General features: G+C 69.9%; 7 protein-coding genes and 1 pseudogene. 5 read left to right on the forward strand and 3 right to left on the reverse strand.

Annotation, left to right across the window (positions count from 1 at the left end):
• Positions 1 to 167, forward strand: a pseudogene (locus ACWCRD_RS43850) (ketol-acid reductoisomerase); the annotation flags it as partial.
• 90 nt (positions 168 to 257) lie between these two features.
• Complete coding sequence (locus tag ACWCRD_RS43855) at positions 258 to 1,547, forward strand: ATP-grasp domain-containing protein (protein WP_450971274.1); 1,290 nt, start codon at positions 258 to 260, stop codon at positions 1,545 to 1,547.
• Between the two features lie 996 nt (positions 1,548 to 2,543).
• Here ACWCRD_RS43855 and ACWCRD_RS43860 read toward each other — a convergent pair.
• Complete coding sequence (locus ACWCRD_RS43860; protein WP_450971275.1) at positions 2,544 to 4,106, reverse strand: FAD/NAD(P)-binding protein; 1,563 nt, start codon at positions 4,104 to 4,106, stop codon at positions 2,544 to 2,546.
• A gap of 36 nt (positions 4,107 to 4,142) precedes the next feature.
• Positions 4,143 to 4,853: a LuxR C-terminal-related transcriptional regulator gene (locus tag ACWCRD_RS43865; protein WP_450971276.1), complete on the reverse strand. Its 711-nt coding sequence runs from the start codon at positions 4,851 to 4,853 to the stop codon at positions 4,143 to 4,145.
• 448 nt (positions 4,854 to 5,301) lie between these two features.
• Here ACWCRD_RS43865 and ACWCRD_RS43870 point away from each other — a divergent pair, with 448 nt between their 5' ends.
• From ACWCRD_RS43870 to ACWCRD_RS43880, 3 genes are all read left to right on the forward strand, one after another.
• Positions 5,302 to 9,198 carry a type I polyketide synthase gene (locus ACWCRD_RS43870; RefSeq protein ID WP_450971299.1) on the forward strand — a complete coding sequence of 1,299 codons (3,897 nt, stop codon included), beginning with the start codon at positions 5,302 to 5,304 and terminating at the stop codon, positions 9,196 to 9,198.
• Positions 9,199 to 9,371: 173 nt separating this feature from the next.
• Positions 9,372 to 9,986, forward strand: coding sequence for a TetR/AcrR family transcriptional regulator (locus ACWCRD_RS43875; RefSeq protein WP_450971277.1), 615 nt, complete (start codon positions 9,372 to 9,374; stop codon positions 9,984 to 9,986).
• 201 nt (positions 9,987 to 10,187) lie between these two features.
• The gene (locus ACWCRD_RS43880) at positions 10,188 to 11,450 is read left to right on the forward strand and encodes a phenylacetate--CoA ligase family protein (RefSeq protein WP_450971278.1); all 1,263 of its coding nucleotides are present in this window, start codon (positions 10,188 to 10,190) and stop codon (positions 11,448 to 11,450) included.
• A 245-nt stretch (positions 11,451 to 11,695) separates the two neighbouring features.
• On the opposite strand, the gene ACWCRD_RS43885 is transcribed toward ACWCRD_RS43880, so the two are convergent.
• Positions 11,696 to 12,016, reverse strand: a complete 321-nt coding sequence (locus ACWCRD_RS43885) for a hypothetical protein (protein ID WP_450971279.1) — start codon at positions 12,014 to 12,016, stop codon at positions 11,696 to 11,698.
• Between the last annotated feature and the right edge of the window lie 122 nt (positions 12,017 to 12,138).

Below are 12,138 nucleotides of genomic sequence, written 5' to 3' on the forward strand. Positions count from 1 at the left end.
TCCTCGCCGAGATCCAGGACGGCACCTTCGCGCGTGAGTGGATGGCCGAGTACCACGGCGGTCTGAAGAAGTACAACGAGTACAAGACGGCCGACCCCGAGCACCTGCTGGAGACCACCGGCAAGCAGCTGCGCAAGCTGATGAGCTGGGTCGACGAGGCCAGTTGAGAGCCGGGGGCGGGCCGGGCCCGGCCCGCCCCCGCACCATTCACCGCGGGCCCACAAGGGCCTGCAGACCGCAGACTGCAGGGGAATCCCATGACGAAGATCGTGATCGTCGACCCCGTCTCCAGTGGGGCGTCCCTCGCGGAGGCGTTCCGCGAGCGTGGAGTCGAGACCTTTCACGTGTACCAGCCGGAACTCGAAGCGGCCTTCGCGTCCGATCCGCCTCCCGGCGGAAAGCTGCTCCACACCGGTTTCGGTCCAACCCTGAGCGCGCTGCGGCGGTACGGGCCGGATGCCGTCCTGGCCGGGAGCGAGGTCGGGGTGACCCTCGCCGACGCACTGGCGGCCGCTCTCGGCCTGCCGCACAACGCCGTCGACCTGGCCCGGGCCCGCCGCGACAAGTTCGCCATGGCGCAGGCGTTGCGGCGGGCGGGCGTCCCGCACGCGGCCACTGCCGCGGTGAGCGGCGAGGGGGAACTCGAAACGGCGCTGCCGCGCTTCGTGCACTACCCCGTGGTCGTCAAGCCCGCCGCCAGCGCGGGCAGCGACGGGCTGGCCATCTGTGACACCGAGGCGCAGGTGTACGAGGCCGTCCGTGGCCTGCTGGGACGAGCGAACCTGCTGGGCCGGCGCAATGACGTGGTGGTGCTCCAGGAGTACCTGGCAGGCCCGCACTACATTCTCGACACCGTCTCCGTCGCGGGCCGGCACGTCGTCAGCGACGTTCTGACGGTCCGCTTCGACGAGGTCGAGGGCAGACCGATCCAGCGCCACAAGACGCTCAAGGTCGCACTGGACCCCAAGGACCGTGCCGTGGTCGCGTACGGCCTGCGGTGCCTGGACGCGCTGGGTGTCAGCGACGGAGCCGCGCACACCGAGATCCGGCTGACGGATGCAGGACCGCGCCTGATCGAGGTCAACTGCCGCCTCATGGGGCCGATTCTGCCCAGCGATCCGTATCTGGCGGCCCTCGGCCACAGCCAGGCGACGCTGTTCGCCGACGCCGTTCTCAAGAAGGCGCCCTTCGAGGAGCTGGCCGCCCGCCCCTACGCCCCCCGCCGTCCGTTCGCCGTGGTCTTCCTGCGTGCCCAGGGCGCGGGAACGGTACGCGCGATGCCGGGCCTTGACGTGATTCGCCGGCTGCCGACGTTTCGCAGCTTCGCCAAACTGCCCTCGCTCGGGACCGAGATCAAGGATCCGCTGCTGACCACAGGCACTGCGGGCCTGGCCTACTTCGTCGGCACCGACGCCGCGGCCGTCCTCGCAGACGTCGACCGTGTGCACGCCCTCGAGGACAGCGGGCTGCTGTACGAGATGCATGACCCGGCGGACGGCACCCGGGGACAGCGGCATGAGCTCCTCGTGCCGTCCCTCGCCTGCTGACCTGCTGCGATCGCGTCGTCTTAGGGGGTGCCACCTGTGCGTGGACCGATGCTGGTGGTCGTCGCCGTCGTGTTGCAGGCCGTGTCGAACGGTCTGCTGTCGGATCAGCTCAGCGGGACGAAGAGCCTGTTCCTCTCCTTCGTCGCCTTCGGCTCATCGGCGCTGGTGTTCGGTCTCGTGGCCAGGTTCCGGCGAGGACGGGCGAGCGGGGGGACCTTCCGCGGTGCACAGGGGCGGCTGCTCAGCCTGCTCAATGTCGCCACCGCCGTGACCTTCCTCAGCTTCTACTGGTCACTCTCGCTAGTCCCGGCGCCCCTGGCCGTCGGGGTCGAGTCCGGTGTCGGCCCCCTGGCCCTGGCCTGCCTGCGCCTGCGCCGGCCGGCCAAGGCACCCGGCCTTGCGGCACTGGCCGTCGCAGCGGTGGCCCTCGCGCTCTCGCTCGCGGCCGCCGCGCGCATGGTGTCCGCCGGCCAGGTTCAGGGGTCGCCCGCGTTCGCGGCCGGCCTGGGCGCCGCGGCGCTCGCCGGGGTCTCGGCGGCCACGATTCCGGTCCTGTCGTTTCGGCTGGGCGCGCTGCGCGTGTCCCCGGTGCAGGTGAACGCGCATCGCTTCCACCTCACGTACGGGCTCGCGCTGATGGCGCTGGTCTTCTGCCCCAGAGCCTCCGTACGGGCGCTGCTCGGCTCGCAGGCGCTGTTGTGCGCGGTGATCGCCGTGGCGGGTGTCGCGCTGCCCCTTTTCGTCCTCCAGGTCGGCATCCAGCGCACCCGCCCCATGACCGTGGTCCTGCTCGCCTCCGCCGCTCCGGGCCTGACGTACCTCGTGGCGGCCGTCGCCGGCCGGCAGCATCTGGACACGCCCGCCCTCGCCCTGATCAACGGCGGCCTGGTCACGGCGTTCGCGGGACCGGTCCTGACCGAACGGCTCTGGCGTCCTGGCCGGGCCCGTCCCGCACCCGTGCCCGCCCGCGGCCCCCGGTCCGTGGGCGGTGGGCAGTCACCGGGTGACTGGCAGCGGCCGGGTGGCGTGGCGCGGCACCGAGCCGCTGCGGGGCGGGGTCGCTCGCCGGGCGGGCTCCGGCAGGGCGGCGACGATGCCCTGGCTCTGGGCGACCAGGAGCGGAATGCCGAAGGTGAAGAACTGGGCGCCGGTCGCCACACTCCCGAGTGCGGACAACCGCGGGTCCGCGATGCCGTCGCTGACGAGGCGGCCGCTGACCGGCTCCAGTTGGAGGCCGCCGTGCGGGTGGCGGTCGACGGCACGGTCCCGTATGAGGGATGACATCAAAGGCCAGGCGCCGGCGGCGAAGCACTCGGGCGACGCACTGGTCGCATTGACGACCTTGTCGGCGCGAAACCGGGCCCGGGCCGCGATCTCGACCTCGAACCCGCCTGCGGCCCGGGGCCGGATGCCACGTAATCCGGCGAGGACCCGCAACTGCCCGCTCTCGGCAAGGGCGAGCAGCACGGCGGCGCTGGACGGCGGCATGGGACAGCACAGGCTCATGACGGTCCGCCGGTGCCTGCGCAGGATTCGGCCCTTCTCCTCCTCGCGCAGCAGTGACCACAGGGTGGGACCTGCCGAGGGTATGGCGTGCTGGAGAAGACGCAGGGCGGGGTCCGGCGAGTCGACGGCCCCGAGGTGTCGGCGCAGCCGGTCGAGCGCACTGTCCCGCCGTACACCGGCGATCTCGTCGAGGACCGTGTCCGCTGCCCCACCGGCTTCGCGGAACTCGGCCTGGACCACGCCCCACACGTCGTCGAGGGTGAGCCCGCCCGAGGCGGCGGCCACGGACATGAGCCGCTGTGGGGTGAGGTGGCGCAGATCGAGCGGGTGCGGGCGCTGCCGTACTGCGGGCAGGATCCCGGCGCGGGACACCACGCTGACGGGGCCGCGGTGGCCGCGGGCCGCGATCGCGAGGACGATGTCGACGCAGGTGAGGCCACTGCCGATCACGACGACATGGTCGTCGTCGGCGAGGGTCCGCAGGGTCGTGGACAGCGGATAGGGCTCCGCGAGGAACCCCGGAGCGCCGCGCAGCCTGCACACGTCCTGGGGGCTGCCGGCGCCGACCGCGAGAACGACGTGGTCGAAGCACCGCTGCCGGCCGTGGTCCGTCCTGAGCAGAACCTGGTGAGGCGTGCGGCGAGCCGCGGTGACGGCTTCGCTGAGGACGCTCACACGCCAGCCCCTGCGGCGCAGTGCGCCGAGTCCGGCACGGGCCGAGTCCTCCAGGTACGTACCGTAGAGGGTGCGGGCGGGGAAGTAGGCGGCCGAGCGGAAGTCCGCGTCCTGGCCCGTCCCCGAGGCGCCGGCTCGTGTGGCGAGCCAGCGCCGGAAGTGTGCCGGGTCTCCCCCGCGCACCGACATGTCCTCGGGGGTGGCGTTGATCCTGAGGATCTCCGTGTCCACCTGATAGGCGCGCCCCCGCCACACATGGGGCGTCGGCTCGAAGACGACGAGCTCGCCCGAGGAGCCGTCCGCCCCGGCCAGGGCGTCTATGAGGCAGACGGCGGCGGCGCCGCCTCCGACGACGCCGATGGAGATACCACGGGACATGCGATCAGTCACCTGCCTGCAGAGACACGGAGCAGCTCAGTCGGCGTTCTTGATCATCAAGACGGCCTCGAGCCGGTTTCGGGCATTGAGCTTGGGCAGCGCGTGAGAGACGTGGCTCTTGACCGTGGTGGGTGAGACGCCCAGGGCCCGGGCCGTCTCGGCCGTGGACATGCCTCGAGCCAGGAGACTGAGCACCTCGTGCTCACGTCCGGTCAGGGGCAGGCCGGCCGGCTTGCCCGAGTCGGCGGCCGCGTGTCCGCCGTGCGGGGACGCCGGCCGGTAGAGCGCGATCAACTCGGCCGACAGCAGCGCGTATCCGGAGGCCACGGCCTGAACAGCCGCGGGGATCCGGTCCACTTCGAGGTCCTTGACCAGACACCCGGACGCGCCCGCCGCCATGGCCCGGTTCAGTGCGAGGTTGTCCCAGCGCGCGAGGAGCAGCACCACCCGGACACCGCGTGCCACCAGCAGGCGGATCGTGGCATCGGTGTCGACCTGCGGGCAGGGGGCGAGCACGACGACGTCCGCGTGGTCGAGGCCGGGCCATGTCTCCACGGGGGTGTAGGAGTCCAGGCACGCCAGCAGCCGCAGCCGACGGCCCTCGCGGCCACTTGCAGCACGCAGCGCGTCGCTGAGGACCTGCCTCGACAGGGGGTCGTAGTCGGCCAGCACCAGGTTCGTCACGGACTGCTGCGTCTCCACGGAGACCAGCGGCATGGGCATTACGTACTCGGGACTCATCGTCATGGTGTGCCCTCAAGACCCTTCGATCGCGAACTCCGACTGCGCGGCGGCTGTGCCGTTGTCGGGAGCCAGGCCGCGACGCGCGACCTCGATCACCGCTCCCCCGCCTCGAGCAATTTATGAACTCGAGAATAATCATAGACATGAGTTCAACCATAGAGGCAAGTTTACCTATGCCGTGACCCACGTCACGGAACATGGCGGGCAAAACGGTCTTTAACAGGCGAAACGACGAGCCCTTGGGGCCACTTTGCGAGAAGTTTGAAGCACTTTGCAGCTTCCTTGAGGCCAAGGTTGGGCGGCGGTGTAAGTTTGTATCCCGCTAGCGGCTAGCACCATGCACGTCCTCCTGCCAACTCTTCGACGGCGGGCCCCAGTTCCCTACTCATCAAAGGTGGACTCGTACATGGAGCACTCGGTACACGCTGGTGAAGCGGTCGCCGTAGTGGGCATGGGCTGCAGATTCCCGCAGGCCAACAGCGTGAACGACTATTGGCGGATGTTGATCGACAACATCGACGCCGTCGCCCCCGTCCCCGAGGACAGGTTCGACGCCGCCGCGTACCACTCCCCGGCGCCCGCGACACCGGGCAAGACGGTCTCCAGGGACGGCGGTTTCCTGGACGACGCCTTTTCGTTCGACGCGGGCTTCTTCGGGGTGTCACCGGCCGAAGCCCGGACCATGGACCCTCAGCAGCGACTCCTGCTGCACGTCACCTGGGAAGCCCTCGAAGCGGCCGGAATACGCCCCTCCTCCCTCGCGGGAACGCGCACCGGGGTGTTCGTCGGCCAGGCGACGGGAGAGTACGCGGAGACGGCCCCGCAGCCCGACGGCCCCCACATCCACCACGCCGCGGGCTGCCGGATCAGGGCTGTCGCCGCGGGACGCATCTCGTACGCGCTGGACCTGCGAGGTCCCAGCATCGTGCTGGACACCGCGTGCTCGTCCTCCCTCGTGGCGGTCCATTCCGCACGGCAGAGCCTGCTGACCGGCGAGAGCGACCTCGCCATCGCGAGCGCGGCGAACATCATCCTGTCCCCGTACGACTCCATCGCCTACTCCCAAGGGGGCATGCTCTCCGCCGGCGGGCGCTGCCGCTTCGGCGATGCCGGCGCCGACGGCTTCGTCCGCAGTGAAGGCGTCGCGACCGTGGTCCTCAAGAGGCTGCCGGACGCTCTGCGCGACGGCACCCCCGTCCTGGCCCTCCTGCTCGGCAGCGCGGTGACCAACGACGGCAGGGGCAGCGGATTACTGCTCAGGCCCTCGGTGACCGGCCAGGCCGACATGCTGCGCGAGGCCTGCCGCAGTGCGGGGATCACTCCCGGGCAGCTCGACTACGTCGAGGCCCACGGCACCGGAACCCGGGTCGGGGACGCGGTGGAGCTGTCCGCCCTGGCCGAAGCCACCGCGGACGGCCGGAGCCCCGGACATCCGCTCAGAACCGGGTCGGTGAAGAGCAACATCGGCCACGCCGAAGCCGCCGCCGGTCTCGCCGGGCTGATCAAGGCCGTGCTGATCGCCCGGCACGGAGTCGTCCCCGCCTCCCTCCACGTCGACACACCGCATCCGCTGCTCGCCGACGGCAGGCTGCCGGTCGAGCTCGTCACCTCGAACCAGCCGCTGCGCAGAGCGGGACGGCAGGCTCTCCTCGGAGTCAGCTCCTTCGGGCTCTCCGGAACCAACGCCCACGTGGTCATAGGCGAGTTCATCGCGGGCCCCGAGGACGACACGGCACACGGGCCGGCCGCGCGCGACAGCGACGAGCACCTTCTGACCCTCACCGCGTGCTCCCCGAAGGCGCTGCGCGGACTCGCCGACGCCTACGCCGATCATCTCGCCCCGCAGGGCGAAGGCCGCAGCCACCGGCTGGCCGACATCTGCGCCACCGCCGCCACCACGCGCGACGCCCACCCGTACCGTCTGTGGGCCACCGGCAGTTCCCACGACGACCTGGCCGGTACCCTGCGCTTACTGGCGGCCGGGCAGAGCACCCCCGAGGGCGCCATGACCGAGGCCGGATTCGACGCACCGCGACGGATCTGCTTCGTCTTCCCCGGCCAGGGCTCGCAGTGGCTCGGCATGGGCCGCACCATGCTCGCCTCGTCTCCCGCGTTCAGCCGGACGCTGCGCGCGTGCGACCGCGCCATCCGCTGCGAGGTCGGATGGTCGGTGGAGGAGCTGCTGACCGACCCCGGTGCGCATTTCCCCGACGAGGTCGAGAAGGTTCAGCCCGCGCTGTGGGCGATGCAGGTGGCGCTGGCGTCCGCGTGGCGTGAAGTGGGCGTCGAGCCGGACCTGATCGTCGGACACAGCATGGGCGAGGTGGCGGCAGCCTGCGTCAGCGGTGCGCTGACACTCGAAGACGCAGCTGCGGTCGTCTGCCGGCGCAGTCAGTTGATGAAGCGCGTGGCCGGCGGAGGGGCCATGCTCGTCGTCGAACTCTCTGCGGAACAGGCGCGCCGGGAGATCTCCACCCGCACAGGCGAGATCTGCGTCGCGGCGCACAACGCCCCCACCCGCACCGTCCTGGCCGGCGACCGCGGCGCACTGTCCGCCCTGTCGGCCGAGTTGGAGGCCCGCGGCGTGCCATGCCATACGGTGAACGTCAATGTCGCCTCGCACTCGCCCCACATGGACCTCATACGTGAGGACCTGGTGGAGCAGCTGACCGCGCTGTCACCGGGCCGCGCGACGACCCGCATGATGTCCACGGTCCGCTGTGGTGCGGTCCTCGGCCCGGAACTCGACGCTCACTACTGGGCCGAGAACCTGCGCAGTCCCGTGCGATTCGTCGACACGCTACGGAAAGTGGCAGCCGACGGGGAGTACGTCTTCGTCGAGGTCAGTCCCCACCCCGTCTTGACGGCGGCCATCGAGGAGACCCTGGCCGAGGCCGGCTCGCCCGGGACCGCCGTCCCCACGCTGCGCCGCCATGCAGATGAACCGGCCGAACTCACGCGGTCCACAGGCCGACTGTTCGCGGCCGGGGGGCGGGTGTCCTGGGAGCGGCGGTACCGGGACAGGATCCGGTCCGTGCCGCTGCCCTCGTACAGCTGGGACACGGCCGTCTTCCGGCCGGCGCCCGCCGGGCTCACGCCCGTGCAGCCGTCCGAGTTCGTCCACCGCATCGACCTGGCCCGTCTGGACGTGGCCGAGTGGGCCGGCCAGGTCCGCGTGCACGGTGTCAGCCCCCTGCCGCCGGCCGTCAGCCTGGCGGCGCTCCTGGAGGCAGGGCACGAGGCTTCCCCCGGGCTGACGGGCTCTCTCAAAGAGGTCAGACTCGGCACGGAACTCGTCGACCTGGCGGCGCCCGGTGACCTCACCCTCCGCGTCACCGTGAAAGACACCCACGGAGCCCGCCGGGCGCAGGTGGAGGCCGAACGCTCTGCAACCGGCGAGCGCGTTCTGTGCGCAACCGCCGTGCTGGACACCGGGGATACGGACGACCCCGATGCCCTCGAGGGGTCATGGGCCCTGGACGCCGCTCTCTCCCGATGCGCCGAGTACGTCTGCGCCGCCGAGTTCACCGAACTCGCGCGGGGACAGGGTTTGGAGATCGGCGAGGCGTTCGCGGGCGTGGAGCGACTGTGGCGGCGGGACGGGGAAGCAGTGGCGCGCATGCGCAGGCCGAAGGCTCACCCGCACGCGGCCTGGGAAAGCTGCCTGCAGCCGATCCTCGCCGCCTGCGCCTCGTCCCGTTCGCCGGGCACCCCCCGCCACGCGTACGCCCCGACCGGCTTCGACGACGTCCGGCTCGTGAGCGGCCTGCCCGAGCACTTCTGGAGTGTGGCCGCCCTCAGGGACCCGGCAGGGACACAGCAGGCAGTCGCCGATGTGCTCGTCCTGGGTATCGACGGCCGGATGATCGCCGAGTTCCGGGGTGTCCGCCTCAGCCGCCTGCGCGGGCACGGTCGTCCGCCGGCGCATCGTCTGCGGGCCGGGATCGCACGGCTGCGCTGCATCGCCGACCAGCTGACCGGCGGGACACGCCGGGCGGCGCCCGCCGAGGTCGGGCCCGTCCTGATTCCAGCGGAGCCGGCGATGCCGTCACCGGCCCCTCAGCCCCCTGCTCAACAGGCAACTGCTCAACAGGCAACTGAGCCAAGGGACTTCACCACCGACGAGCTGTTGCACCAGGCCGCGGACATCCTCGGCATGCCACCGGGCGGGCTCGACCCGCGTCGGGCGCTGCGTGACTTCGGTCTCGACTCGCTGAGGGCCACGGTGCTGCAACGGCGGCTGCGCACCGACTGCAACATCGAGGTCCCGCTGGGGCAGCTGCTGGGCACGGAGAGCCTGGCAAGCCTCTCCAAGAGCCTCACCAGACATCGCGCAGTACCCGCCTAGAGATCGGATGGAGTGACGTCGGGGCCGCCGTGCCGCCACCTGGCCGGCAGCCCGATGTCACTGTCCCCACCAACGATGACCACAAGCCATAGATGTACTCTGGTATAAATTCTATGGGTGTCGGTTGCCGTGCGCGGCGTCCGAACGATTGGAGAAGAATGAGGGGCTCGCTCATGCCAGAGGCCACACAGCCGATCGGCCGTCGCGAACGCAACAAGCAGAGGGTCAAGGACCGCCTGTACGCCTCGGCACTCGACCTGTTCACCGAGCAGGGATACGACCACACGTCGATCGACGAGATCGCCGAGCGGGCCGACGTCGCACGCGGGACCTTCTTCAACTACTTCCAACGCAAGGACGACCTCATCAGCGCCTGGGGCGAGCAGCGTCGCCTGAAACTGCTGGCCACCCTCGGGGAGGAGGGACCCACTCACGGTGTCGACACGGTGTCCCGACTCTACGAGTGCATGGCCGTCCTCGGACGCATCAACGAGGAGGAACGCGACCTCACCACCGCCATGCTGTCCGCCTGGGTCAAGGCGGGCCGCCCGCTCACCGAGGAGCCCTACATCGGCCGCATATTCGCCGAGGTGGTGGAGGCGGGCCGCAGCAAGGGGGAACTCGCTGCCGACGTGGCATCGGAGCAAGTGGGAAACGTCCTGCACGATGTCTACTTCGGAATTCTCTACCGCTGGTCGCAGTCCACGACAGCTGAGCCAGGCGCTCTCGAGAGCGAACTTCGGGCGGCAGTGAGGCTGTTGCTGGACGGCATCGCCGTGCGGGGCTGACACCGCCTCGACCCCGGCTCGTCCTTTCGATGAGTCCGCGATCCGGCGGCCGAACCCTCCTCCAACGGAGGTGGCCCGAACCCCCGAAGTTCCACTGGTGCGCGATGCGTGAAGGGATACCCGCGGGAAGACTGGGATTCCACAATCCACAGCGGGAGGCCCCAAAAAGGCCCCTGCCATCCTGAACGCGGGTAGGTGACGATGGATCACCGTAAGTTGAACGAAATCGTTCAGTTCGTCCGGAAGAACTCCCCATTTTACGGCGACTTGTACATGCATCTACCAGACGTGGTCGACGACGTCTCCGATCTCCCCGTGATCGACCACACGGACTTCTGGTCGGCGAACACCGTATCCGGCAACCGCGTCCTGACGCAGCCGCTCACCGAAGGCGTGGTCCTCAAGACCGGCGGAACCACGGGGGCACCGAAGTTCGCCTGCTACACACGCGGTGAATGGAGCGACTTCGTCGCCGGCATAGCCGAGTCCATGGCCAGGAACGGGCTGCGCCATGGACACCGCGTAGCGAACCTGTTCTACGGCGGAGAGCTGTATGCGAGCTTCCTGCTGTGGCAGGAAAGCCTCACGACGATCACTGCGGACAATGTGCGTCTGCCCATGGGCGGCGCCGCATCGCCCGAGGCGGTCCACACCATCCTCAAGGACTTCGATGTCCAGGTGACATGCTCCACCCCGACAACCATCTGCCGTGTCGCCGGCTTCATGCTGGAGCACGGCCACCAACTCCCGTCCGTTGAAATCATCTTCTTCGCCGGCGAGCCGGTATTCGAAGACCAGCGGCGGCTTCTGGCCGCCGCCTTTCCCAACGCCGAGATCTGTGCGGCGATCTACGGGAGCACCGACGCCGGCGTCATCGGCCGCCCGCTGCGCGGAGCCGACCAGCGCATGTTCCTGGCGCCGGACCGCGACAGCATCCTGGAGATCATCGACGACGCCACCGGGGAGCCCATCAGGGAAACGGGCCGCAGCGGGCGCCTGATCAAGACCGATCTGCGTCGGCGGCTCATGCCGGTGCTGCGATACCCCGTAGGCGACCGGGCCGAATGGCTGGACTACGACAAGGGGCTCTTCCGGCTGCAGGGACGCCACGCCGAAGGCGTGCGGGTGGGACCCGTCTCGCTCTACACAGAGGATTTCCGGGCCATCGTCGACAAGCTGGACACCGCACAGGCCATCATCGGCATGCAGCTGGTCGAGCGCAGGGCCGACGGCCTCGACAGCCTTCTCATCCGACTGGCGGCCAGGCCGGACTACACCGAGACCGAGGCCTTCGCCCAGGCGCTTGTCGCCGAACTGCACGCAAGCCGGCCGATGATCGTCGACACGGTGGCCGCCGGCATGATCGGACCGATCACCGTGGAGTGGAAGCGTTACAACGAACTGCAGGTCAACCCCCGCAGCGGGAAGCTCATGCCTGTGGTCGACGAACGGCCCACCGGATGACCGTAACCGGCCCCTGAACCGGCCCCCGAGCAGCCGGCCGTCGCGCCACATCCCCCGAGCGCGACGGCCGGCGTCCTTACCCTCTGGCCGGCTCCTCCAGCCATTACAGCGACCCGTCGTCCAGGGGAGGGCCGCGCTGCCCGCTTCGTCTCCCCCCATCGCGTTGTTGATGGCATTGCGCCGCGAGCTGCGTGCTGTTCGGGCGGCTCCGAAGGCACTGGAGTTTCCGAGGGTGTCGGCCCTGCTCATCGTGTCGCTCCCCTGGTCACCTGTCGCATGGCCTCCGCTTGATCACTGTTCGGTGCGTAGGACAACAGCGGCATCCGTTCCTCCCATGTCGTGTCGCGTACGGTGAGGAGGACGCGGCCGGAGCCCGAGGGCAAGAGGCCGGTCAGTTTCTCCGGGCTGCTGGCGTCGTCGTATATGAGAAGCCATCGGCTGTACGGAGTGTCGGCCTTTAGTGCTGAGAGCGCGTGCTGAGCTGCCGCTTCGGTGTCGTGTGCCGCAGTGCGCTCCAGACGTCGTGCCAGCTTGGCCAGCGAGCGGGCGGCGTGGTGGCGGGTCATGGCTGGCACCCACCACATGAGGTCGTAGTCGGCGCGGAAGCGGTGCACGTATTCGACAGCCAGCTCCGCCGGCCCATGCCCGTCCCTGTGGCGTGCACTGCTACCCAGCGGCTGACTCCCAG

This window comes from Streptomyces sp. NPDC002092, from assembly GCF_053593775.1.

What these genes read in the sequence shown, in the direction of transcription:
- ACWCRD_RS43875 (WP_450971277.1), top strand. Translation starts at nt 9,372, where the DNA reads ATGCCAGAGGCCACACAGCCGATCGGCCGTCGCGAACGCAACAAGCAG.
- ACWCRD_RS43860 (WP_450971275.1), bottom strand. Translation starts at nt 4,106, where the DNA reads ATGTCCCGTGGTATCTCCATCGGCGTCGTCGGAGGCGGCGCCGCCGCC.
- ACWCRD_RS43870 (WP_450971299.1), top strand. Translation starts at nt 5,302, where the DNA reads ATGGGCTGCAGATTCCCGCAGGCCAACAGCGTGAACGACTATTGGCGG.
- ACWCRD_RS43865 (WP_450971276.1), bottom strand. Translation starts at nt 4,853, where the DNA reads ATGACGATGAGTCCCGAGTACGTAATGCCCATGCCGCTGGTCTCCGTG.
- ACWCRD_RS43880 (WP_450971278.1), top strand. Translation starts at nt 10,188, where the DNA reads ATGGATCACCGTAAGTTGAACGAAATCGTTCAGTTCGTCCGGAAGAAC.
- ACWCRD_RS43855 (WP_450971274.1), top strand. Translation starts at nt 258, where the DNA reads ATGACGAAGATCGTGATCGTCGACCCCGTCTCCAGTGGGGCGTCCCTC.
- ACWCRD_RS43885 (WP_450971279.1), bottom strand. Translation starts at nt 12,016, where the DNA reads ATGACCCGCCACCACGCCGCCCGCTCGCTGGCCAAGCTGGCACGACGT.